Annotated in this window: 19 protein-coding genes; 11 read left to right on the top strand and 8 right to left on the bottom strand. The window is 59.9% G+C overall.

Annotation, left to right across the window (positions count from 1 at the left end; all coding sequences use genetic code 11):
• Positions 1-135: 135 nt before the first annotated feature.
• Positions 136-705 (bottom strand): HdeD family acid-resistance protein, encoded by a 570-nt coding sequence (locus EDY99_RS16960; RefSeq protein ID WP_004931723.1) that lies wholly within the window; start codon positions 703-705, stop codon positions 136-138.
• 149 nt (positions 706-854) lie between these two features.
• Here EDY99_RS16960 and actS point away from each other — a divergent pair, with 149 nt between their 5' ends.
• Entirely contained in the window at positions 855-1,610 is a 756-nt protein-coding gene (gene actS, locus EDY99_RS16955) for an amidase activator ActS (protein ID WP_046687749.1), read from the top strand.
• 34 nt (positions 1,611-1,644) lie between these two features.
• Here the strand turns inward: actS and EDY99_RS16950 are convergent, their stop codons facing one another.
• Positions 1,645-2,502 (bottom strand): GyrI-like domain-containing protein, encoded by an 858-nt coding sequence (locus EDY99_RS16950; protein ID WP_122017017.1) that lies wholly within the window; start codon positions 2,500-2,502, stop codon positions 1,645-1,647.
• A gap of 181 nt (positions 2,503-2,683) precedes the next feature.
• Here EDY99_RS16950 and EDY99_RS16945 point away from each other — a divergent pair, with 181 nt between their 5' ends.
• Positions 2,684-4,453 carry an ABC transporter ATP-binding protein/permease gene (locus tag EDY99_RS16945; RefSeq protein ID WP_122017020.1) on the top strand — a complete coding sequence of 590 codons (1,770 nt, stop codon included), beginning with the start codon at positions 2,684-2,686 and terminating at the stop codon, positions 4,451-4,453.
• Between the two features lie 9 nt (positions 4,454-4,462).
• Here the strand turns inward: EDY99_RS16945 and betI are convergent, their stop codons facing one another.
• On the bottom strand, positions 4,463-5,059 hold the full coding sequence (gene betI, locus EDY99_RS16940) for a transcriptional regulator BetI (protein WP_042785301.1): 597 nt from the start codon (positions 5,057-5,059) through the stop codon (positions 4,463-4,465).
• A 158-nt stretch (positions 5,060-5,217) separates the two neighbouring features.
• Between betI and EDY99_RS16935 the strand changes: the two genes are divergently transcribed.
• Positions 5,218-6,762, top strand: a complete 1,545-nt coding sequence (locus EDY99_RS16935; RefSeq protein ID WP_123061948.1) for a BCCT family transporter — start codon at positions 5,218-5,220, stop codon at positions 6,760-6,762.
• A gap of 6 nt (positions 6,763-6,768) precedes the next feature.
• On the opposite strand, the gene EDY99_RS16930 is transcribed toward EDY99_RS16935, so the two are convergent.
• Entirely contained in the window at positions 6,769-7,200 is a 432-nt protein-coding gene (locus tag EDY99_RS16930; protein WP_033644796.1) for a VOC family protein, read from the bottom strand.
• 158 nt (positions 7,201-7,358) lie between these two features.
• The gene (locus tag EDY99_RS16925; protein WP_046687746.1) at positions 7,359-8,276 is read right to left on the bottom strand and encodes a TIGR03571 family LLM class oxidoreductase; all 918 of its coding nucleotides are present in this window, start codon (positions 8,274-8,276) and stop codon (positions 7,359-7,361) included.
• Positions 8,277-8,946: 670 nt separating this feature from the next.
• Between EDY99_RS16925 and EDY99_RS16920 the strand changes: the two genes are divergently transcribed.
• Positions 8,947-10,212 (top strand): MFS transporter, encoded by a 1,266-nt coding sequence (locus tag EDY99_RS16920; RefSeq protein WP_046687745.1) that lies wholly within the window; start codon positions 8,947-8,949, stop codon positions 10,210-10,212.
• 36 nt (positions 10,213-10,248) lie between these two features.
• Positions 10,249-11,058, top strand: a complete 810-nt coding sequence (locus EDY99_RS16915; RefSeq protein ID WP_042785298.1) for a MoaF C-terminal domain-containing protein — start codon at positions 10,249-10,251, stop codon at positions 11,056-11,058.
• A gap of 1 nt (position 11,059) precedes the next feature.
• Here the strand turns inward: EDY99_RS16915 and lldD are convergent, their stop codons facing one another.
• From lldD to EDY99_RS16900, 3 genes are all read right to left on the bottom strand, one after another.
• Positions 11,060-12,199, bottom strand: a complete 1,140-nt coding sequence (gene lldD, locus EDY99_RS16910; RefSeq protein WP_033632193.1) for an FMN-dependent L-lactate dehydrogenase LldD — start codon at positions 12,197-12,199, stop codon at positions 11,060-11,062.
• A gap of 42 nt (positions 12,200-12,241) precedes the next feature.
• Positions 12,242-13,825 carry an L-lactate permease gene (locus tag EDY99_RS16905; protein WP_123061947.1) on the bottom strand — a complete coding sequence of 528 codons (1,584 nt, stop codon included), beginning with the start codon at positions 13,823-13,825 and terminating at the stop codon, positions 12,242-12,244.
• Between the two features lie 323 nt (positions 13,826-14,148).
• Complete coding sequence (locus EDY99_RS16900; RefSeq protein WP_123061946.1) at positions 14,149-15,069, bottom strand: LysR family transcriptional regulator; 921 nt, start codon at positions 15,067-15,069, stop codon at positions 14,149-14,151.
• Between the two features lie 425 nt (positions 15,070-15,494).
• Between EDY99_RS16900 and EDY99_RS16895 the strand changes: the two genes are divergently transcribed.
• The 6 genes from EDY99_RS16895 to EDY99_RS16870 all read left to right on the top strand — a co-directional run bounded on the left by EDY99_RS16895 (position 15,495) and on the right by EDY99_RS16870 (position 22,729).
• Positions 15,495-15,698 (top strand): DUF4762 family protein, encoded by a 204-nt coding sequence (locus tag EDY99_RS16895; RefSeq protein WP_042785296.1) that lies wholly within the window; start codon positions 15,495-15,497, stop codon positions 15,696-15,698.
• Positions 15,699-16,025: 327 nt separating this feature from the next.
• Positions 16,026-16,535 (top strand): DsbA family protein, encoded by a 510-nt coding sequence (locus EDY99_RS16890; protein ID WP_241157682.1) that lies wholly within the window; start codon positions 16,026-16,028, stop codon positions 16,533-16,535.
• Positions 16,535-17,479, top strand: a complete 945-nt coding sequence (locus EDY99_RS16885) for an ABC transporter (RefSeq protein ID WP_089195122.1) — start codon at positions 16,535-16,537, stop codon at positions 17,477-17,479. The genes EDY99_RS16890 and EDY99_RS16885 overlap by 1 nt, the downstream gene beginning before the upstream one ends.
• Before the next feature lie 19 nt (positions 17,480-17,498).
• A complete protein-coding gene (locus EDY99_RS16880; RefSeq protein ID WP_123061945.1) occupies positions 17,499-19,616 on the top strand; it encodes a peptidase domain-containing ABC transporter in 2,118 nt (705 codons plus the stop codon).
• Positions 19,617-19,686: 70 nt separating this feature from the next.
• Positions 19,687-20,781 (top strand): efflux RND transporter periplasmic adaptor subunit, encoded by a 1,095-nt coding sequence (locus tag EDY99_RS16875; RefSeq protein ID WP_233069878.1) that lies wholly within the window; start codon positions 19,687-19,689, stop codon positions 20,779-20,781.
• Positions 20,771-22,729 carry an ABC transporter permease gene (locus EDY99_RS16870; protein WP_123061943.1) on the top strand — a complete coding sequence of 653 codons (1,959 nt, stop codon included), beginning with the start codon at positions 20,771-20,773 and terminating at the stop codon, positions 22,727-22,729. Before EDY99_RS16875 ends, EDY99_RS16870 begins: the two co-directional genes overlap by 11 nt.
• Positions 22,730-22,737 lie beyond the last annotated feature (8 nt).

The following is a 22,737-nucleotide window of genomic DNA, read 5'->3' as shown; positions in this document are numbered from 1 at the left end:
GGTTTCAGCTCCCTTGTCTTCGCCTATATTGGCACTTACCGATGAAGATAACCACGGACAAGCTGAGGGGGTATCGCCTTGTTTTGTTTGCAAATGGGGAGGGGATGGCGGCCCGCCGTCGGCGGGCCGTTACGATCAGGCGCGTTTAAACAGATTCGCAGCCTGGAACAGGGCAAAGGAACTGACCAGCATCTCGATGCCGACGATCGCCGTCACCAGCGTCACCGACGCCGCCGGGCCTGAGCCGATCAGCATCCAGGCGATGATCAAATCGAGCACGCCGATGACGAACTGCAGCCAGTTGCCCGGCAGGCCTCGGCGCATATAGCCTGCCGCCAGGCGCGCGATGCCGCCGAGCGCAAACAGCACGGCGAGGTAGACCGCCAGCGCCAGAATGCCCGCCAGCGGGCTGGTGATGAACACATAGCCGATAATCAGGTAGGCCACGCCCAGCAGAATGCCGCCGATCATCGGCCAGGTATTCTGCGCCCGGTTGGCTATCATGGCGATAATCAGCCCGGCGCCGCTCAACAGCAGCAGGACGCCCACCACGATGCTCAGCGCTGCGCCGGAGGCGAAAGGATTCACCAGGCACAGTATGCCGCCCGCCAGCAGCAGGAAGGCGATGATCAGCAGGGTGGTGCGTTGCTTTTTGAGCAGCTCTTCGCTCAGGAGGGGCAGATTATTGCGGTCGAGGTTCAACATGACAGTACTCCATTTCGTCGTTGGGTAATTAATCAGTCATCCTTACCTGTTTAGCATAGACCGTCTGGGGGTTTTTGACTGACCCGGCGCAAATGTTACACTGTGCGGCTGACGCGTATCAGAACCGAAAAGACGATTGGGGACAGGATTTGAGCACAGGAAGCAAGCTGGCAAGGTGGCGCCGCATCGCGGTGTGTCTGACATTGGGGCTGCTGTTGGCCGGGTGTTCGGGTAAAAACACCTACAACCGCGACTACGACAAACTGCCGAAGGGCAGCTACACCGGCAAGTCCTACACCGTCAAACGGGGCGATACGCTGTACTACATCGCCTGGATCACCGACAGCGAAGTCAGCGATCTGGCCAGAATCAACAAGATACGCCCGCCCTATAGCCTGGAAGTGGGGCAGAAACTGCGGCTGAGCGGCAGCGCGCCGACCAAAACCGCCGCCACGCGTCGTAAAACCTCTTCGTCTTCCGCTGCGATCGCCAAGCAGACGCCGCCGCCGGGCGCCGCCCGCTGTTGGCGCTGGCCGACCAGCGGCCGGATCGTGCAGGCCTACTCCAATTCAGATGGCGGCAACAAGGGCATCGACATCGCCGGCAAACGCGGCCAGCCGATTTACGCTTCCGCCAAGGGCAAAGTGGTGTACGTCGGCAACCAGCTGCGCGGCTACGGCAACCTGATCATGATTAAGCACGGCGAAGATTTTATTACCGCCTATGCGCACAACGACACTACGCTGGTGCGCAACGGTCAGGATGTGAAAGCGGGGCAGAAGATCGGCACCATGGGCAGCACCGGCACCGATTCGGTGTTCCTGCACTTCCAGATCCGCTATCGCGCTACCGCACTCGATCCGCAGCGTTATCTGCCGCCGCAAGGTTCGTCGCCGTCCTGTTAACGTCAATCTGGCTCCTTGCGGAGCCAGATGTCAGCTATTTCAGCGGCAGGTAAAGATCGGTCACCAGTTCATATTCCGCCACCTCGTGCACGAAGTTGTGGTAGTGGAAATAGAGCGGAAAATCGCGCAGCTCCTCGCCGCTGGCCGGCAACCACTCGCGGTACAGATAGTGGGCACTTTCCGAGAGCCCATCCAGCGAGCCGTGATGGCGCAGCACCGCGCAGCGCCCGGCCGGCAGCGTGCCGTTCACCACGCCAAAGGCGTTGTCCTCCGGGATCGGCGCCGTGATCTCGCCGCAAATGAAGAAGTGGAAGTCCTGCGCTTCGGTGATGGCCGGATCGTGCGGTGCGATGCCGTAAGTGCGGCTACTTCTGACCGGCGACAGGCCGCTGGTTTTACGCCACTCGATAAAGCGTGCGGCGGTTTCGTTGACCAGCGCGGGCGGGCCGCTATGTTCGATCATCGCCACCGGGGTGGCAGGGAAATCGACAATGTCTACCTTCATGGGTTGTTTCCTTTTGTGTTTCGGCTCGGGAAAGCGCTGCTGCCAATCGATCCAGGCCGGCTGTTTGCGAAACTGGCTCGGCGTTTGGCTGAACGCCTGTTTGAAGGCGCGGCTGAAGGACTCCGGGTTTTGAAAACCGGCGTCCAGCGCGATGTCAATCACCGGCTCCAGCGGGTTATACGCCAGGCGGTAAGAGGCGCGTTTAAGCCTCATCCACTGGATATAACGCCACACCGAGATGCCGCAATACGCGCTAAACTGGCGTTGAAAATGAAAGCGCGAAAAATGGGCCACTTCGCTCAGTTTTTCGACGGTGAGCGCCTCGTCCAGGTGGCGGTCGATATAGTCAAAGACCTGCGCAAAGCGCTTTGCATACGTGTGGGTCATGTGATTGTCTCCTCCATGCCTGAACTTTGCCCGAGTCGCCGCCGCTTCTCCTGACGGATGATGCTGAGTTGCCATCGCAGGAAAACGGAATGGCTGCGGCGTTCGCCGCCGGCCAGGCCAAACTCATAACCCCCGCGCGGCCATGCGCCGCGAGCCCGACCGAGAAGATGAATATTACATGATGGATCGTTCCCGCTTGCTGAAATTCCTGCTGCCCTATCTGTGGCCGAAAGACAACCCGCGGCTGCGGGGGTATTTGGTGGTGGCCTTCGTGTTCATGGTGGCGGCCAAGGTCAGCACCACGCTGGTGCCGCTGGCCTACAAAGCGATGGTCGATGCGCTGAGCGGCGAGACGGCGAAAATGCTGGCGGTGCCGCTGGGGCTGATCGTCGCCTACGGCGTGGCGCGGGTGGGCGGCGCGCTGTTTGAGGAACTGCGCAACGTGATGTTTATCCACGTCAGCCAGAACGCCACGCGCCTGTTGGGCGTGCGGGTGTTTCGCCAGCTGCATGCGCTGAGCCTGCGCTTCCATCTGGAGCGCCAGACCGGCGGGCTGTCGCTGTCTATCGAGCGCGGCACCCAGGCGGTGTCCACGGTGCTGTCGCGATTGTTGTTCTCCATCGTGCCGATCCTGTTCGAGCTGACGCTGGTCACGGCGATCATGTGGCATATGCTGAACGGCTGGTTCGCGTTGGCGATCCTGACCACGGTCGGCTGCTACATCCTGTTCACCGTGCTGGCGGTGAGCTGGCGCACCCGCTTTCGCCGCGAGCTCAACAAGGCCAACGCCGACGCCAACAGCAAATCCATCGACAGCCTGCTGAACTATGAGACCGTGAAGTACTTCGGCAATGAAGCGTTCGAGGCTGAGCGCTTCGATCTGTCGCGCCGGCTGTATGAATACGCCGCCATCAAGAACCAATTCAGTTTTACCGCGATCAACCTGGGGCAAACCGCCATTATCTCGATCGGGCTGATCGTCATGATGGCCATGGCGGCGCAGGGTATTACGCAGGGGACGATGACGGTCGGCGACTTCGTGCTGGTCAACGCCTACCTGCTGCAGCTGTACCAGCCGCTGAACTTCTTCGGCTTTATCTACTCGGAGGTGCGCCAGGCGCTGATCGACATGGAGAACATGTTCGATCTGCTGCAGGAAAAGCGTGAGGTCGTCGATAGCCCGGATGCGCAGCCGCTGCGCCTCGAGCGCGGCGAAGTGCGGTTCGACGCGGTCAGCTTCGGTTACGACACGCGCCGGCCGATCCTCAAGCAGGTGAGTTTTACCATTCCGGCGGGCCACACGGTGGCGGTGGTCGGCGCCTCCGGCGCGGGCAAGTCCACGCTGTCGCGCCTGCTGTTTCGCTTTTACGACGTGCAGGGCGGCGCTATTACCCTCGACGGCCAGGACATTCGCCAACTGACCCAGGCCAGTCTGCGGCAGGCGATCGGCATCGTGCCGCAGGATACGGTGCTGTTCAACGATACGCTGCGCTACAACATCGGCTATGGCAAAACCGGCTCCAGCGATGAAGAAATCGAGCGTGCGGCGCGGCTGGCGCATATCCATGATTTTATCGTCGGTCTGCCCGACGGTTACGACACCCGGGTGGGCGAGCGCGGGCTGAAGCTGTCGGGCGGTGAAAAGCAGCGGGTGGCGATCGCGCGCACCATCCTGAAAAATCCGGCCATCCTGGTGTTCGACGAGGCGACCAGCGCGCTGGATACCCAGACCGAGCGCGAAATCCAGGGGCACTTGCGCGAGGTGAGCCGCAACCACACCACGCTGGTGATAGCCCATCGGCTCTCCACCGTGGTGGACGCCGATGAGATCATCGTGCTGGAGGCGGGGGAGATCGTCGAGCGCGGGGGGCATGAGGCGCTGTTGGCGGCGAACGGCCGCTACGCCGCCATGTGGCAAACCCAGTACAGCGAAGAGCAGGAACCGCGCTGACGCTGCCGTTCACACCATCGATGGCGCGGCCTTGAGCCGTTGTATCACGTACTCGCAGGCGATGCGGTAATCCTGCTGCAGATCGGTGTCATCCCCGGCCAGGCTGCCGCGCAGCCAGAGCCCATCGATCATTGCCGCCAGCCCGCGCGCCGCGTCGCGCGCCTGCTGCAGCGGCAGCTCGCGGCGGAACTGGCTGCATATATTGGAATAGAGCCGCCGATCGTTGGCGCGCTGCAGGCGGCGCAGCACCGGCTGGTGCATGCTGGCGGCCCAGAAGTCGAGCCAGGCGCGCATGGAAATGGCGTTGGTTTGACTGGGGTGGAAGTTGCCCTGAATGATGGCGCACAGCTGCGACTGGCTGTCGCTCGCCGCCTGAGCGCGGCACTCGGCCACCGCGTCGCGCAGATCGCGCAGGATCTTGCGCATGGTCGCGCTCAACAATCCCTCCTTATCGCCAAAATAGTGGCTGACGATGCCGGTCGACAGCCCGGCTTCTTTCGCCACCTGCGACAGGGTGACGCCGGCCAACCCCACCACGCTGATGGTTTCGAAGGCGGCGTTAATCAACTGCTCCTTGCGCTGCTCAGGAATGTCTCTGCGGTACATATTTTCCCCAACTGATAGGCAAATCACACTTTGAATTTGATTGATTGAACGGTCAATCAATACTCTATATGCTGCGAAAATGTCAAATAAATGACGATAAAATGTTAATAAAAGGTTGCATTTAAATCGTCTGTCTTTCGCATCATGGAAGCCTGCCAATGACAATAAAAACTCCTCCATCGCTTGACGAAGAACCTGTCAGATTGAATATCCCGGTATTTTTCGGCTCAGCCGCGGTGATCTTGCTGCTGGGGGCGCTGATTGTGCTGTTTCCCGCCGCCAGCAAACAGTGGCTGAATGTCGCGCAAAGTTGGGTGGCCGACGTGTTCGGCTGGTATTACATGCTGTTGATGGTCGCCTGCATGGTGTTCGTGTTCTGGCTGGCGCTGTCGCGCTTTGGCCATATTCGCCTCAGCCAGGATGACGAGCCGCCGCAGTTCAGCTATCCCTCCTGGGTGGCGATGCTGTTCTCGTCGGGCATCGGCATTGCGCTGGTGTATTACGGCGCCTATGAGCCGTTGGATCACTTCCTGTCGCCACCGGAAGGCGACGGCGGCAGCGTACAGGCGGCGCGGCAGGCGATGGCGCTGACCTTTTTACACTGGGGGCTGCACGGTTGGGCGCTGTATGCGTTGATCGCCACCGCGCTTGCCTATTTCGCCTATTGTCGCGGTTTGCCGCTGGCGCTGCGTTCGGCGCTGTACCCGATCTTCGGCGAGCGCATCCACGGCGGCGTCGGCCATCTGGTGGACAGCTTCGGCATTCTGGTGACGGTTATCTCGATGGTGACCAACCTGGGGATCGGCGCGCTGTTGGTGAACTCGGGGCTGTTCTACCTGTTCGATATCCCGCAAAGCACCGGCGTGCTGCTGGCGCTGATCGTGGTGATGATGGTGGTGGCCACGCTGGCGGCGGTCACCGGCGTCGAGAAGGGCATTGCCATGCTGTCGAACATCAACGTCGGCTTCCTGTGCCTGCTGTTGCTGTTCGTGTTTCTGGCCGGCCCGACGCTGAACCTGCTCAACGGCATGTTGCAGAACATTGGGGATTATCTGACCTCGCTCGTCAGTCGCAGCTTCGATATGTATCTGTACGGCAAGGCGCGCCAGTGGCAGGGCGCCTGGACACTGTTCTATTGGGCCTGGTGGGTGGCGTGGGCGCCGTTTGTCGGGCTGTTTATCGCGCGTATTTCCAAAGGCCGTACCATCCGCGAACTGATCTTCGGCGTGTTGCTGATCCCGCTGGGGTTCACGCTGGCTTGGCTGTCGATCTTCGGCAATACCGCCATCAGTCTGGTGCTGGAGGGCGGGCAAGCGATTCTGGGGCAGGTGGCGCAAAGCGATCCGCCGATGGCGGTGTTCAAGCTGTTCGAATACCTGCCCTATACCCAGCTGACCGCCGGTTTTGTGGTGGTGATAAGCTTCGTGCTGTTCCTGACGCCGGTCGATTCCGGCACGCTGATGATAGCGAATCTGTCCTGCCAGGGCGGTTCCGCCCACGATGACGCGCCGGCCTGGCTCCGGGTGTTCTGGGCGGCGGTCACCACGCTGGTGTGCGCCGGGCTGCTGTACGCCGGCAGTTTCAGCGCGATGCAGACTGCCGTGGTGCTGTGCGGCTTGCCTTTCTCGGCGGTGATCGTGCTGTACATGCTCAGCCTGCGCAAGGATCTGCGCGGCTACGCCATGAAGCCGGCGCTCCCCTGAGGCGGCTTATTCGTCCGCGCGCGGCCGATGATGCACGTATTCGATAATCGTGCCATCCGGCAGGCGCGCATTGAAACAGGCGCCGGTGGGCACTTCCACCGGGCCAAAGAAGATATCGGCGCCGGCGGCCTGTAGCCGCTGGTGGTAGGGATAAATGTCATCGACCAGCAACGTGCCGACGGTGCTGCGAAAAGGACGCAGGTTTTCTTCCGAGCCTTCCAGGATCAGAAATGGCCCCACCGCCGCCAGCACCAGCCGATGCTCGGGGAAGTCGAAACGCATATCCGCTTCCACGCCGTGCAGCTGCTCGTAAAACGCGATGGCGCGGTCAATCTCGCCTTCGTTGACGTAGACCCGGATCAGCACGCGCGGCTCGCGCAGCGATGAAGAGTCGGCGGTTTTGCGCCAAAAGCCTGCTTCTGTCAGTTTTGCCGTCATTGCTCATTCCTCATGGTGGCTCGTTTCCTTGTCATCATGCCGCCGTTTGACGGCAGGGATTAGACCGAGTTGTTATGAACCAGCAGCGGCGGAAATAAAAAAGCCCCGGTAACGGGGCAAAGACCAGCTCAGGTCGGAATAGCGGGCTAAAGCGGGCGTCAGGCGCGATGGAATTCCGGTAACACCAGTTGGCCGATCTCCTGCATCGTCTCTTCCAGCGGCCGCTGGTTGCGGCGGAAATGCAGGCCGATGTGATTGACCCCGGCGTCACGCATGGCGCTCAGTTCCTGAATCAATCCATTGCGGCCGCTCTTGATGCCGAAGCGATGGCGCTGAATCGGCGCGTCGGCGTTATCGGTGAGGTCGAGATGAATAAAGCTGACGTAGGGCTTGTCACCGGCTACGTTGCGCCAGAGTTTGACCCGCGAAACATGGTCCGCAGGCGTGCCGGGATACGACAGCCAGCCATCCATATTTTTCCCCACCCACTCGGGCGTTTGTTGCGCCAGCCCGGCGACCAGCAGCGGCGGCGGCGGCGTGGCCGGCAGCAGGCGCAGTCCCGGTTGCAGTGCACTGTCGGCTTCCCCTTTGAGAATGCCGACGCTGGCGCGGAAGCTTTCACCGCGCGCGGCGTAATCGGCGCCGAACAGCGGATACTCCACGGGGCGATCGCCGCTGGCGACGCCGAGCAACAGACGATCGCCGCTCAGCGTTTGCAGCGTGGAAGCCGCTTTGCGCACCAGCCACGGCTGCCGCAGCGGCAGCACCACGGCCGCGGTACCGAGCAGAATATTGCGCGTCAGGCTGGACAGGTAGCCGAGGTAGGTAAAGGTCTCAAACACCTGCGCGGCGTCGCCGAAGTCCGGATCATACAGCGGCACGTCGCGAACCCAGGCGGCGCGAAAGCCGAGCTCATCGGCCAGCTTGATGCGCGCAGCGTGTTCGCTCATGTCCGGCACGCCGAACGGCCGCCCGTCCTGCTGGCGTTTCAGCTGCCCGCTGGTGGACCAATCGTTGTCCAGCGGCAACTCGATGCCGATGGAAAGCGGCTCCCGGGTTAATTTTTCGATGCTCATGTGTCACTCCGTCTCAGGCCTTGCGGCGCGGTGTCGAACGATGGCACGAAGTGTTGCATGGCGCTTAATTGAGATAAACAGCCCTAATCGCAATAGATAATTGCTGTTGCGAGCATAATTGCTTTGCAGGATACGGCATATTTGTCGTGATTTACGTCACGCTCTGCGCTTTTGTTATTGTCCAGACGGGGTTATATAACCCCGCCGTTGGCCTTTCCCTCGTAAGAGTTAGTTTTTTCTGCGGCCTTAAAATAAAACGAGATGATTCAATAGATAAAAATGGCTCTGAAGCGCGAGCGGGGATCATTCAATGCCGATGAAAAATTAATAAGCCTGAAGCGTCATCGATGGGATTATTCGCAAATAACGCGCAAACAGGCTTTTTTTAATCGCAAGAAAGTACCGGACATTATTTTATATGTATCAAGAACAGAAGGATAAATAACCTGAAGGTGATAATGCGATATTGAAATAGTACCCGTTCAGAATTTTATTTGTCTCTCGAAGAGCGCCGGTTGACAGACCGCCGGCTTGCGATAATTTTATGTCATTAACATGTTAATGAGTTGTTGTCGTGACGGAGGGCCAATTTCTCTCTTGGCCGAGCGCTTAACACACTTATGCCATGGCGGGTCGCCATTCATAAGTTAACTTATGGACAAATGACGCTATGAATACATCGCCAGCGGCACGCAGAGCATTAAGTGAAGAGAACCGGTTGCTGATTATTTTGTTTTTCGTGTTCGGCTGCGTGTTCGTCGATCGTCTGACCATCTCGTTTCTGTTTCCGATGATTGCCGCCGACCTCAAGCTCAGCAACGTGCATCTCGGCACGCTGTCGGCGGTGTTGGCGCTAACCTGGGCGCTGTCCGGCGCCGGGTTGGGGGCGATAGCCGATCGCTTTAATATCCGTAAACCGATGCTGATCCTGTCGATCCTGGTGTTTTCGCTGTTCTCCGCGCTGTCGGGGCTGGTCAGCGGGTTTGCCATGTTATTGATCTTCCGGGCGCTGATGGGGATTGCTGAGGGGCCGGTATTGCCGATCGCGCAATCGTTGATGGTGGAAAGATCGCAGCCGCAGCGCCGCGGTTTCAACATGGGATTGATCCAGGGCGCGGCGCCGGGGCTGTTGGGCGGCATCATCGCGCCGCCGCTGATCATCTATCTGGCGCAGAAGTGGGGATGGAGCATGGCGTTTCACCTGACCGCCGTGCCGGGCATCATTCTGGCGTGGCTGATCTATCGCTATGTGAACGGCAAAAAGGATCCCGCTTTCAGCGCCGCGCCGGCGGCGGGTAAGCCGGCGGGCAAGGCCGCTTACGGCGAGCTGTTCAAAATCAAGAACGTGGCGCTGTGCATTCTGATCTCCTGCGTGTTCGTCACCTGGTTCATGATCATCATTACCTTCACCCCTAACTTTTTGGTGACCGACCGTGGCTTCGGTGAAGGCACGATGGGCGGCATCATGAGCGCCATCGGCGCCGCCTGGGTCTTCTGGGGCGTGGCGGTACCGGCGATCTCCGATCGCCTCGGGCGCAAACCGACGCTGATTTTCTTTTCGCTGCTGGCGGTGTGCTGCCCGCTGTTCCTGAGCTACGTCGCCAATCCGTGGCTGCTGGGCGTGCTGGTGTTCCTGTCTTATACCGGCCTTGGCTGTTTCACGCTGTTTATGGCCACCATCCCGTCGGAAACGGTGTCGCCGGCGCGCATCGCCACCGCGTTGGGGCTGGTGATGGGGATCGGCGAGGTGATTGGCGGCTGCCTGGCGCCGTTTATCGCTGGGCTGATCGCCGATCGCTACGGCCTGGTCAGCGTAATGTGGCTGGCGGCCGCCGGTGCCGTGTGCGCCGGGGTACTGAGTTGTTTTCTCGATGAAACCGCCCCTGCCGTGGTGAACCGCCGAGCGGTGAAGCCGGCGGGCGTCGCCGACGTTTGAGACGAGTTTTATCCCATTCAATCAAGGAGAGCGAAGATGTCAGCAGAATCATCCGTACTGAATCAAAATGCCGAGCCGGACTGGAAGAATTACGACGATTTCGCGCGCGGCATCGATACCAACCGGTTGCCGGGTACCCAGGACTGGCGCGGCAAAACGCTGCAGATCGCCTTTGAAGACGGCGGGGACATCACGCTGCGTTTCAGCGCCGACCGGCAACGGGTGCTGTGGGCCTGGGGAGGGGAGAGCGGTGAGGACGCTTACGAAGAGGTGCAAACCTCCGCCGCGCGCTATTTCTTCAATATTCCGCTGCAGTCGCCGGGCAACGAATGCCTGACGCTGGTGCTCAACCGCGACAGCGGCCGGGCGCTGCTGGTGCGCAGCACGCTGTTGCCCGAACAAACGGTGGAAAAGGGATCCCGCCTCAAGCAAAGCTTCCACGTTGGGCTGATTGCCGGCGTCACGCCGGGCGGCATCGCGCCGCATTTGACCCGCGAGCTGATCGGTTATCGCACGCTGAACGTTTACAGCCCCAACCATTACTACGAGCACTTCTACGTCAACACCGAGCGTTATGCCTGGCAAAACCTGCGCGGCGAGCAGTTCGGGCACGGCGACATGGATTACGCCACTTACTACAAGTTTGAGGACGAGATGTTCCTGTTCACCTTCCGGGAAAAGATTATCCCGGTGTGCTCGGTGTTCTTCTTCGACTTTATCTCCGGGCGCTGCACCGGCACCTTCCTCGGGTTGGACGCCGCCGGCCGGGTTCTGGTGTCACCGGCCGGGGCCTTCATCAGCAAGATGAGCTACAACGCTTATCCGGAGGGCGTGCAGCCGCTGTGAGTCAAGCGTTTCTGACCAGCGATCCGGCGTTGATCTCCGCAATGGTTTTCGCGCCGGTGAGCGTCATGGCGACGCGCATTTCCTTGTCGATCAGATCCAGCAAGTTAGCCACCCCGGCTTCGCCGGCCGCCGCCAGCGCATAGACGAAGGCGCGCCCCAGCAGCACGCTGTCGGCGCCCAGCGCGATCATGCGCACCACGTCCAGGCCGCTGCGGATGCCGGAATCGGCCAGTAAGGTAATGTCGCCTTTCACCGCGTCGGCGATCGCCGGCATGGCGCGCGCGGTCGACAGCACGCCGTCCAGCTGGCGGCCGCCGTGGTTGGAGACGATGATGCCGTCGGCGCCGAAGCGCACCGCATCTTTGGCGTCTTCCGGATCCAGAATGCCTTTGATGATCATCGGGCCGTCCCAGAATTCGCGGATCCACTCCAGATCTTTCCAGGAAATCGACGGATCGAAGTTGGCGCCCAGCCAGCCGATGTAGTCTTCCAGGCTGGTCGGTTTGCCGCGGTAGGCCGAGACGTTGCCCAGATCGTGCGGCTTGCCGAACAGGCCGACATCCCAGGCCCACTGCGGATGGGTAAACGCCTGCAGCACGCGGCGCAGGGCGGCGTTGGGGCCGCTCATCCCCGAGTGGGCGTCGCGGTAACGGGCGCCGGGCACCGGCATGTCGACGGTGAATACCAGCGTTTTCACGCCGGCGGCTTTGGCGCGCTCCAGCGCGTTGCGCATAAAGCCGCGGTCTTTCAGCACGTAGAGCTGGAACCACATCGGCCGATCGATCGCCGGGGCCACCTCTTCGATGGGGCAGACCGACACGGTGGACAGCGTGAACGGAATGCCTTTTTTGGCCGCGGCGCGCGCGGCCTGCACTTCGCCGCGGCGGGCGTACATGCCGGTCAGCCCCACCGGCCCCAGCGCCACCGGCATCGCCAGCTGCTCGCCGAACAGCGTGGTCTCCAGGCTGAGTTCGGACATATTACGCAGCACGCGCTGGCGCAAGGCAATATCGGCCAGATCTGCGGTATTGCGCTTCAGCGTATGCTCCGCGTAGGCCCCGCCGTCGATGTAGTGAAACAGAAACGGCGGCAGTTTGGCCTGGGCGGCGGCCCGGTAGTCGGTTGACGCGGAGATGATCATAGTGTTTACCTTCTTGTCTTCTTGCAAATAACGGGTTGTCAGTCAGAGCGAGAGGATCGCCGCCATAGCGGCCGCGATCCCACCGTACGCCAGCATCGGCAGCGCGGTCTTTCTGATGATTTTGCCTTCGGCGTTGCCGATCCCCAGGATCGAACAGACCGCGATAATGTTGTTCAGGCATACCATGTTGCCCATGGCGCCGCCGACGGACTGCAAGGCCAGCGTCAGATTGACGTCGAGGCCGCTGCTCTGGGCGATCGATTGCTGAATGCCGCCGAACGTCAGGTTCGAAACGGTGTTGGAACCGGAGAAGAACGAGCCCAGCGCGCCGAGGAACGAAGAGAACAGCAGCCAGCTGTCGCCGGTCAGCGCCGCCAACGCTTTCCCGATCAGGATCACCGGCGCGTTGTCGCCGCCCAGCATCATCAGATTGACCATGACCAGCGCGCCGAACAGGGCGATAAAGGGGCGCGTGATGCGCCCGCCGGTTTCGCTGAACATTTGCCGCACCTGGCCGCCATTCAGACGGAACAGCGGAATGCACAACACCACCACCAGCAGGAACGGGATCAGCGCCGGGACATACAGCGTTTTGTAGCCGGCCGCGGCGGAGGTGCCCAGCACCTGCCGCAGTTCGACGATCAGCGCCTGGCTGATGCGCAGCTCCCCGAGCCAGCCGAGGTTTTCCTGCCACAGCAGCGTGGTGGTGTTGAGCAGCGCCTTGAGGCCCAACTGGTGAATGCGCGTCACTATCAGGATAGCAATCAGCAGCAGAGTCGGCGTCATCGCTTTGACCACCTGCATGAACGGCACCGCCTGTGCGGCGCTCTGCGGTTTTTCCGCGCGGGCGAGGCCAATGCCGCCGCGCGCCAGCAGCACCGACAGCGCCAGGCCGAGAGCGCCGCCGACCAGCGCCGGGAACTCATAGTTCACCTGGGCCAGCAGCAGATAGGGGACGGTGCAGCTCAGCACGCTGAGCAAGATAAACGGCAGGTTGCGGCGAATATCCTGCCAGGAAACGATAAAGCGCAGCGCCAGCAGAGGAATGACGAAGCCGGCGACAACGTGGATCAGCGCGGTTTGCCGGCCGATCTCCAGCAGGCTGGCGTCCGACAGGCCGAGGTTGGCAAAGCCGAACCAGGTGGGGGTGCCCACGGCGCCGAAGGAGACCGGTACCGAGTTCATCACCAGCGTCAGCAGGGCGACGCGCAGCGGGTTGAAGCCCAGCCTGACCAGAATCGGCGCGGCGATGGCGGCCGGAGTGCCGAAGCCGCTGGCGCCCTCGATCATAAAGGCGAACGCCCAGCCGATAATCATCAGTTGGGCCACCGGGTTGGGGCTAACGGTTTCCAACCAGCGGCGCACCACGTTTTCCGCACCGCTTATCTGCATCAGTTTGTTGAGCAGAATGGCGCCGGCAATGATGGTGATCGGCGTCAGCGTCGAGACCAGCGCGGTGATGATATTGGCATGCAGCAGCCGCAGTGAGGCATCGAACCACCAGAGCTGCAGGGCATATACCACGGCGGCCGTCAGCGGCAGGGCCAGATAAGAGGGCACGCCATTCCTTTTGGTCATCATCCATATCAGCAGGACGATGGGCGCAATACTGAAAAGCAGGGGCATAAGATCCTCAGGGTTATTATTTTTATGGGCAGAGATATGTAACTGAAAGGTTAATTGCCGCAACATTTTCATTCTAATCACAACGTTGGCGATGATGCCACGCGATAATTTTTTAACATCGGCGAATGGCGCCGGCGGCGGGAAAAATGCCGGCTGTTGAGGCTGAATTAAATTGATTTAAAATCAATTGGATGGGTTTTTATGTTGTGTAATGAATGCGCTGGATCACATTAATTAGGCGTTAATGTTCACGAGTTCATGTCCAAAAATGCGGTAATCCACGCGGTACTTTACGACGCGTGGAAATAATCAGGAGTGGAAACTTAAAAGTAGTGGCTGATATTTTGATAGGAACCGATGATATGTTCGATCAGCAGGCGAGTTTTTAACGGCAGATTGCGGGTATAAGGGTAGACGGCGTAAATGCCCAATACCTTGCCGCAGTGGCCGGCCAGGATCTCCGTCAGTTTGCCGTCCTGCAAATCTTCGTACACCATGCAGCGCGGCACCATGGCGATGCCGTGGCCGCCGATCACCGCTTTGCGGATCGCCCGCGCATTGTTGGCCGACAGGTTGCCGTCAACCTGCAGCTCGTAGATTTCGTTGCGCCCTGGCCGCTTCATCAGCCAGTTGGCGGTGCCGCTCTCTTGATAGGTATAGGTCAGGCAGTTGTGGTTAAGCAGATCGTCGGGATTGCGCGGCTCGGGGTGGTTCTCCAGATAGCCCGGTGAGCAGACGATCACCCAGCGGGAATCGAAAATCGGCCGCGCAATCAGGCTGGAGTCCGGCATGGTGCCGGTACGGATCGCCAGATCGATGCCTTCTTCCACCAGATCAACGAAGCGGTTTTCCAGCCGCATCTCGACCTTCAGGCTGGGGTGCTGAGCGCAAAACTCCGCCACGCTTTCACTCAGCAGCAGCTCACCCGAAATGGTCGGCACCGACATGCGAATGGTGCCGGTCAGCTCTTCGCTCTTTTCGCTGACGGCGTACAGCGCTTCCTGCACTTTGGCGCCGATCTCCTTGGCCTGCTGGTAGAGCGCCTGGCCGCTTTCGGTCAGCGTCAGGCTGCGGGTGGTGCGGTACATCAGCCGGGCGCCGAGCGATTTTTCCAACCGCCCGATGCGTTTGCTGACCACCGAACTGGTAATGCCGGCGCTCTCCGCCGCCTTGCTGAACGAGCCGCAGTCGACAATCAGGGCAAACAGAATCAAGTCGTTGGCGTATTCGTGAGTCGCGAGCATGGGCATCCTAAGAGTGAGAGTCCTGTTGCCCAGTGTAAGTCCGGCGCGGCAGGAAGCAATCTTTTCAGCCTGTTTCCAGCACCGGTTAACTGGTCGGATCTGAAATTTTCTTGGTTAATTACCTCTTAAACTGAGAATTATCCTTCAAATAAATCATGGCTATTCCGGGGGTGAAATTAACTTCCATGTTTTTATAAGCAATTAAATTAGAATAATCCTTATATCAAACGTTACTTATTCCACTAAGCCTGCGGTGCAGTGTAAATAATTGTATTGATCTGCTTGTGTGAGAGGGCTATTCTTTTTCCCGCAGCGCTCTCATTGTTATCAATTAAATGTTTTTCAATGTATTGAAGAATTACTCTGTCTTGCAGGCAGAGTGATGGGTAGTGTGTTTATATTTTAATATATATAAGGATATTGTAATGAAGAAAATCAACCTGTCTGAAGCGGAAAACATCGTCGGCGGTACTTTTGTGTGTACCAAGGAATTTGCCTGGGTGGGCGGTGGCAATAACCGCACTTGCCAACTGGTGACCACCTGTGCCGATAAGTTTGGCGGCGTGAAAAAAACCTATCATCCGGCGCCGGTGGCGAGCTGCCCTTCCACGCCGACAATCCCGAGCTGATGCGAGCTGAACGCTTGCAGTTAGGTTAGTGATGGACAGGCGGGGCGCTTGCGCGCACCGCCTGATAACGGAGATGAATTCCTTTTTTATCGCTGAACCGTCAATCTCCCTTTCTGATTTATAACGCTCATGCTCAAGTGAGTATTTATTTATTCGCAGGATGCGTCTGCTATGTATAAACGTCCTTTGCTGTTTTTTAGTTACACGCTCGTCATTATTTTCGCCTCTTCTTTTTTGACTGCGCTTTATTTCCAATATTACGTTATGGCCTCGCCGGCGGCGGAAAGCCTGAGTTTTATCTCTCCGGAAAAAATAGAGCAAAGCCCATTGCAAGATGATAACGCCATTGTCGAAGTCTTCTCTTACGCCTGCCACTATTGTGAAGTTAACGAAAGCGGCGTGGCCGAGCTGGAAAAACGCTTACCGGCGGGAGCCAAATTGGTGCGCCTGCATCTCAGCGACGACGATCACGCCGGCATGGCGGCCTTTGCGCCCCTCTTCGCCACCCTGACGGTCATGGGGATCGAGGCGCAGCATCGTCCCGCCGCTTACCGCGCCATTATCAAAGAAAACCTCAATCTGGCGGATGAAAAGCAGCTCAGCGCCTGGTTGGTGGCCAACGGCATCGACGAGGCCGCCTATCAGCGGACCAGAGATTCAGAGCGGGTCAAGGAACTGTTGGCGTATATGACGGCGGTAAGCCGCTATTACCAGGTCAACGCGACCCCCAGCTTTATCGTCAATCGCAAATGGCTGGCGTTGCAAGACCGTGAGTTTTCCGCTTTCAGCCAGCAACTGCTGTCGCTGTTGCAGCACGATAAGCCGCTGGCCCCCTGATGCGCCTGCTCGCGGTTCGGGGCTTTCTGGCCTGGCGTAACGGCCTGGACGCCGTGGCGCGTCTCTCGGCTGTCCGCACCGGGGTGAGCCGGAGTCTGACGTGCGCTCTGCTGCGGCGCGTGGATTATCGCCTGTGGCTAAAGATGCAGAGGCGGTTGAGGTGGGGTCTGCAGCAACGCCGTTTTCGCCACCGGCAAGCGGTCGCTGAGGCGAATCGCCAAAGCCTGTTGGGCGACGGCAGGCTGGACTTCGCCTGGCTGATGCAGCGGCGACAATGGCTGGATTTGGCGGCGATCCAGGCCCGCAACGCCGCGTTGATGGAGCATTTGGCGCAGTGCACCTCACAGCTCAATCAGGTGGTGGAGCCGCTGCATCGCGCCGGGGTGCCGGTGTTGTTGGCGCCGATGCACACGGTTTCCGATGTGCTGGCGACGCTGGTCGGCGCGGGCGTTTATCCAGGGCGGGCAACGGTGATCGTTTCCGGCGACGCACAGACGTTAGCGCGGCGAGCGCCTGAGGGGGAATGGCGGCAGCGGCTCGACTATTGCTCGATTCACGACGATCCCCGGCATATTGCCGGCACCTTGTCGCAGGCGCTGCTGGAGGCGACGGAGCATCGGCGCAACATCATCCTCTTCCCGGACATCACGCCGGATTACACCTTGAACAGCACCCGGGACGCCTCGGCCAAACTGGCTTGCCGTTTGTTCAACCGGCCAGCGCATTTGCATAGCGGCATCGTTCGGTTATCTCGAGCGATGCGGGCTCGAGTGGTGTGCTATTCGCTTTATTACGAGCGCGGCGTTCGCATTCACATAGAAGAACCGATTGCCACAGAACAGGTCGGCCGCGCCGTGCCGGCGATCGTCGAGCGCACCCTGCGGCGACATGCGGATGATTGGCTGCTGTGGCATTCGCACTCTTTATTTTTTATCAACGAATAAGTCAGGGATATCACTACGCATGGAAAACACCCTCCCTACGCCGGTCTTGCAGAGCGAAATCAATGAATGCGGGCTGGCCTGCATCGCCATGCTGGCGGAAACGCAGGGCGTTCGCGCGCCATTGGCGGAACTGCGTGAGCGTTACCCCGCTTCGCAACACGGCACTTCGCTGGCGACGCTGTGCGCCATTTTAGGGGAGTTGGCGTTGCCGGCTTATCCGGTGGCGTTCGAGCACCGGGATCTGGCGGCGCTGCCTTTACCGGCGATTCTGCATTACGGCGCGGGCCACTATGTACTGCTGGCATATCGTCAAGGCGGTTACGTGTGCGTAATGAATCCGGCGTTGGGGCAACAGCTGCTGCCGTACGCCGCCCTGAAGGCGGAAATCAGCGGCTACGCATTGGTGCTCGATCGCGATGATTTACCGTCCACCGCCCCCGCCGTGCGGAGCCGCCGACGCGGTGCTTTCGCCAGTTTAAGCCTGAAGGATACCGCCGGCATCGCCGGCATTTATCGCCTGGCGGCGATGACGTTTCTTATCTCGCTGACGCTGTTCATCATGCCGATGATGGTCGCCAGCGCGATCAATCAGGTGTTCGCCATGGCCGGTGAGGTCGCGTTCCCTTACGCCTACTATCTGCTGGCGTTTGTGGCATCCACGGCGCTGGCCTTGATGGCGCGCATCATCACCGAGCGTTTTATCAAAAACTTCGTGTTGCTGCACGGCGCCGCCGGGTTTTCCCGCCTGCTGGAAAATTCGCTGAATTTCTTCAGCAAGCGCGCGCCCGGCGAGATTTTCAGTCGTTTCACCAGCTGGCAGATGGCCGCCGGCCAGAAAATCGAGCTGGATAACGGCCTGCGCACCGACTGGATCATCGGTGCTATCGCGCTGGCAGTAATGGGCTATTTGAGCCCGATGTTGGCGCTGGTGCCGATTGCCGGCGTACTGCTGATGGGGGCGATCAGCGTTTGGGCTATTTATCGCGATCGCCACTTCACCCAGCAGCTGCAGGTGAGAGGGGCGGCGCAGAATGATTTTATTCTGGAAACCATTCAGGGGTTTTCGACCATCAAGTCCGCCGGGCTCGCCGGCCAGCGGCAAGAGGGCTTTGCCGAGCATGCACGTTCGCTGTTCAACTGCCTGCAGCGGCAAAAAGTCTATGAGCAGGTCAAGGGCAGCATTTATCAACTGATTGGCAGCCTGGAAATGGTGGTGTTCATGCTGCTGGCGCTGCCGCTGCTAAAGGGGGGCGAACTCAGTCTGGGGGCATTCTTCGCCTACAGCTTTCTGCGCGAAATTTTTACCTCTTACACCAGCAAGATCTTTTTTGCCGTCCTGCAGAAAAACCAACTGCACGTGATCGATGAGCGTGCGCGGGATCTGTTTCCTGCCGTATCTCTGCGTACCGGGTCTGGCGACGAAAGCGTGAACCATTTTGATGTGCAGTTGGCGTATCGGGGAGTGAGCTTTGCGTACGACGCCGGCCAACCGGTTTTGCGCGACCTGTCGCTGACGCTGGAACGGGGCGAGTGTATCGCCATCTGCGGCGGTTCCGGCGCGGGCAAGAGCACCTTGCTGAAGGTGCTCGCCTGTCTGTTGACGCCGCAGCGGGGGGAACTGACGCTGGATGGCCGCGTGCTGGCTAACGCCGCCGCGCAGCGGCTGTTCTTCCTGCAAAGCCAGGAGGACATTCTGTTCAATGCCTCGGTGTTGCAAAACGTCACGCTGTTCGCCCCGTCGGCGCCAGGCCAGCAGAGACAAGTGGAACAGGCGCTATGCAGTTTGGGGCTGGCGGATGCGGTGGCGCAACTGCCCGGAGGCGTAAACGCTCTGGTGAGAGAGAGCCATGCCGGGCTGTCGCTGGGGCAACGGCAGCGTCTGTTGCTGGCGCGTGCCATGTACAGCCGTTGTCCGGTGTTGGTGCTGGATGAACCGACGGCGAATCTGGATGAAAAAACCGCTGCGGCGGTGATGTCGGCTCTGGTAGCGCATTGCCGTGAGAAGGGTAAAACCCTGGTGACCGTGACGCATAACCCGCGGCTGCTGCCGTTGTTTGATCGGGTGCTGCATTTGTCGCAGGGCCGGTTGTTGGCCGCCGTCGACACCAGGATGAATGACTGTGCTGAGGTGGAGTGACGTGCCCGGAAAGAAACGCTGGCGGCGTGTGGCGCTGGTGGCGATCGTGTTGGGGGGGCTGGCCGGCGGGCTGTTAGGGTTGAATCGGGCGCCTGACGTATCACCGCCGCAGACGGCGCGCGTCGATCGCGGCGACATCGAAAAAAGCGTGTTGGCTACCGGCATTTTGAAACCGGCCCGGCAGGTGAACGTTGGCGCGCAGGTCAACGGCCAACTGAAAAAACTGTATGTCAAACCGGGGGACAGAGTAGCTCAGGGCCAGCTGTTGGCCGAGATAGATCCGACGTTGCAACTTAACGAACTGCGCAAGTCGCAGGCCGAATTACGCAGCGCGCAGGCGCAGAAATTGGCGAGTCAGGCGCAGCTCAAGCAGTACCAACTGGAGTTGGCGCGGCAAAGGGCGTTGGCGCGAGATCGTGCCGGCGTGACCAGCGATTTGGAAAAAGCGCAGGCGCAGCACGACGCGCAACTGGCGCAGTTGAAAGTGAACGAGTCGCAGATCGTTCAGGCCGAAGTCGCGCAGGAAACGGCGAGAGCCAACCTGGCTTTTACCCGTATTACCGCGCCTATTGACGGCGAAGTGCTGGGTATCGTCACTCAGGAAGGGCAAACCATCGTCTCATCGCAAAGCGCACCGACCATTTTGGTTATGGCAGACGTGGATACGATGATGGTGCATACCCGCATATCGGAAAATGACATCTTGCAGGTGAGGGCGGGGCAGCCGCTGTGGTTTTATGTCGCCGCCGATCCCCGCCGCCGATATGAAGGGGTCATGGGTGCGATACAGCAAGCGCCGGCAGAAGCGCTGGAAGCCGATCCGCTGGGCAGAAATTCAAGCCAGCAAACGGCGGCGGTGTATTACAACGGCGTATTTGCCGTCGCCAACGGCGAACGTCGATTACGCACCGCGATGACGGCGCAGGTATTCATCATTACCGAACGCGCCACGGGGGTGGTGCGGCTGCCGATGGCGGCATTGGGAGAGGCACTGGATGGCGAGCGCTATCAGATCAGAGTGTTGGAAGGCCAGCGGGTTGTCGCGCGCAGCGTGCGCATCGGGAAGCGCGATCGCCGCTATGCGGAAGTGTTGGAAGGCGTGAGAGTGGGTGAGCAAGTGCTGCTGGAACACCAGCCAGATACGGAGGGTGAGCATGTCAGCTAGCACGGATCCCATTATCGTTTTGGAGAACGTTTCGCGCGAGTTTCAAGCCGGAGAGCAGAAAATCACGGTCCTCAAACGCGTTTCCCTGAGCATTCAGCGGGGAGAAATGGTCGCTATCGTCGGCGCCTCCGGCTCCGGAAAATCGACGTTGATGAATATTATCGGTTGTCTGGACAAGCCTTCTCAGGGGGATGTGTACATCAACGGGGTGGCGATTGGGCAAGCCGACGGCAATCGCCTGGCGCGGCTCCGCAGTCGGCATATCGGCTTTATTTTCCAGCGCTATCATCTGATGCCCTATCTGACGGCCAGTGAGAACGTGGCGATCCCTGCATTGTATACCGCCATGCCGGCCGCCGAGCGCCGCCTGCGGGCCGCGCATTTGTTGGCTCGCCTCGGGTTGGCGCAGCGCGGTGGCCATCGTCCGGCGCAGCTTTCCGGTGGGCAGCAGCAGCGGGTCAGTATTGCCCGAGCTCTTATGAACGGCGCGGAAATCATTTTGGCCGATGAACCTACCGGCGCGTTGGATAGCGCCAGCGGTCAGGCGCTGATGGCCATTTTGCATGAGCTGAACGCTGTCGGACACACCGTGGTCATCGTGACGCACGATCGGCGGATCGCCGAGCAGGCGCAGCGGATCATTGAGATCGGCGACGGCGAGATCGTGGCGGATCGTCGCCACGATGCCGCCCGACAGCGTTTTGCGTTCGAGAGGCCGCTGGCGTTGGCTGCGCCGCTGAAACGCATGAGCCCTTGGGCGGCGCTGCGAGAGGCGCTCGGCATGGCTTGGCGGGCATTATTAGGGCATCGGGTCCGGGCATTATTATCGATGCTCGGCATCATCATCGGCATTGCGGCGGTCGTTTCCGCTATCGCCATCGGTGAAGGCACACGCCAAAGCATCCTCAGGGAAATCAGCCAGCTCGGCTCCAGCACGTTGGACATTCGTCCCGGATTGGGATGGGAAAAAACGCGTCCCGATTTTGCGCGTTCGCTGAGTGCGCGGGATGCAGCGCTGCTGGCGGCCTTGCCTTATGTCGACAGCGTTTCGCCGGTCATCAGCACTCAACTGTCGGCCGTGCGCGAAGGCAAGCAGGTGCCGCTCGCCGTGATGGGCGTCGGCGAAGGGTATTTCCGCACGCAGGGCATTCGGCTGCTTTCCGGTGGCCTGTTTACTGCGCAGGATCTGAGTGACCGCGCACCGGTGGCGGTGATCGATCCCTTGCTGCAACAGGCTCTGTTTTCTTCCCGGCAAGATCCGGTGGGCGCGGTTTTGCTGATCGCGGGTGTGCCTTATCGGGTGATCGGCGTCGCGCAGCGCCGCGGCGCCCAATACGCCGGTTCTCAACCGCTTGCCTGGCTGCCCCATACCTCCCTGACTGGCCGCATCGCCGGCGATATGCCGCTGGAATCGATTGTGATGCGAGTGAATGAAAAATTGACGTTGGAAGCGGCAAGGCGGGATGTGACCCGGCGTTTGACCGTAGAACATGGCCGGCGGGATTTTTTCACGCTGACCGACGATCAGCTGACGCAATCCATTCAGCGTGCCTCCGACTCCATGCGATTGCTGATTACCGCGATTGCCGCCATCTCGCTGCTGGTCGGCGGGGTGGGGGTGATGAACATCATGTTGGTTTCGGTGACGGAACGAACCCATGAGATCGGTATTCGATTGGCGGTGGGCGCCGCTGAGAAAGACATTATGCGGCAATTTTTGATTGAGGCGGTGGTGATCTGCAGCCTGGGGGGCGTGTTGGGGATCGCCTGCGCCGCGCTGGTTAAAGGGATTCTGAGCAGCTTGGCGCCGCAGGTGACGATGATCTTTACCTGGCCGCCATTGCTGCTGGCCTGCGGGTTCTCGGCGTTGATCGGCGTCGGGTTCGGCTTCTTTCCAGCCCGTGCCGCCGCGCGCCTGCAGCCGGTGGAGGCGTTGGCGCGAGAATGAACCGACTT

Source organism: Serratia sp. LS-1 (genome assembly GCF_003719595.1).
Taxonomy (GTDB): Bacteria; Pseudomonadota; Gammaproteobacteria; order Enterobacterales; family Enterobacteriaceae; genus Serratia; species Serratia ureilytica.
Note: the sequence above shows the minus strand (reverse complement) of the source record. Positions and strands in the feature narration are given on the sequence as shown.

Excerpts from the sequence above, each read along its gene's own strand:
- EDY99_RS16870 (WP_123061943.1), top strand. The coding sequence starts at position 20,771 with ATGTCAGCTAGCACGGATCCCATTATCGTTTTGGAGAACGTTTCGCGC.
- lldD (WP_033632193.1), bottom strand. The coding sequence starts at position 12,199 with ATGATCATCTCCGCGTCAACCGACTACCGGGCCGCCGCCCAGGCCAAA.
- EDY99_RS16885 (WP_089195122.1), top strand. The coding sequence starts at position 16,535 with ATGCGCCTGCTCGCGGTTCGGGGCTTTCTGGCCTGGCGTAACGGCCTG.
- betI (WP_042785301.1), bottom strand. The coding sequence starts at position 5,059 with ATGTACCGCAGAGACATTCCTGAGCAGCGCAAGGAGCAGTTGATTAAC.
- EDY99_RS16925 (WP_046687746.1), bottom strand. The coding sequence starts at position 8,276 with ATGAGCATCGAAAAATTAACCCGGGAGCCGCTTTCCATCGGCATCGAG.
- EDY99_RS16930 (WP_033644796.1), bottom strand. The coding sequence starts at position 7,200 with ATGACGGCAAAACTGACAGAAGCAGGCTTTTGGCGCAAAACCGCCGAC.
- EDY99_RS16945 (WP_122017020.1), top strand. The coding sequence starts at position 2,684 with ATGGATCGTTCCCGCTTGCTGAAATTCCTGCTGCCCTATCTGTGGCCG.
- EDY99_RS16960 (WP_004931723.1), bottom strand. The coding sequence starts at position 705 with ATGTTGAACCTCGACCGCAATAATCTGCCCCTCCTGAGCGAAGAGCTG.
- EDY99_RS16880 (WP_123061945.1), top strand. The coding sequence starts at position 17,499 with ATGGAAAACACCCTCCCTACGCCGGTCTTGCAGAGCGAAATCAATGAA.
- EDY99_RS16935 (WP_123061948.1), top strand. The coding sequence starts at position 5,218 with ATGACAATAAAAACTCCTCCATCGCTTGACGAAGAACCTGTCAGATTG.
- EDY99_RS16900 (WP_123061946.1), bottom strand. The coding sequence starts at position 15,069 with ATGCTCGCGACTCACGAATACGCCAACGACTTGATTCTGTTTGCCCTG.
- EDY99_RS16950 (WP_122017017.1), bottom strand. The coding sequence starts at position 2,502 with ATGACCCACACGTATGCAAAGCGCTTTGCGCAGGTCTTTGACTATATC.
- EDY99_RS16895 (WP_042785296.1), top strand. The coding sequence starts at position 15,495 with ATGAAGAAAATCAACCTGTCTGAAGCGGAAAACATCGTCGGCGGTACT.
- EDY99_RS16915 (WP_042785298.1), top strand. The coding sequence starts at position 10,249 with ATGTCAGCAGAATCATCCGTACTGAATCAAAATGCCGAGCCGGACTGG.
- EDY99_RS16920 (WP_046687745.1), top strand. The coding sequence starts at position 8,947 with ATGAATACATCGCCAGCGGCACGCAGAGCATTAAGTGAAGAGAACCGG.
- EDY99_RS16905 (WP_123061947.1), bottom strand. The coding sequence starts at position 13,825 with ATGCCCCTGCTTTTCAGTATTGCGCCCATCGTCCTGCTGATATGGATG.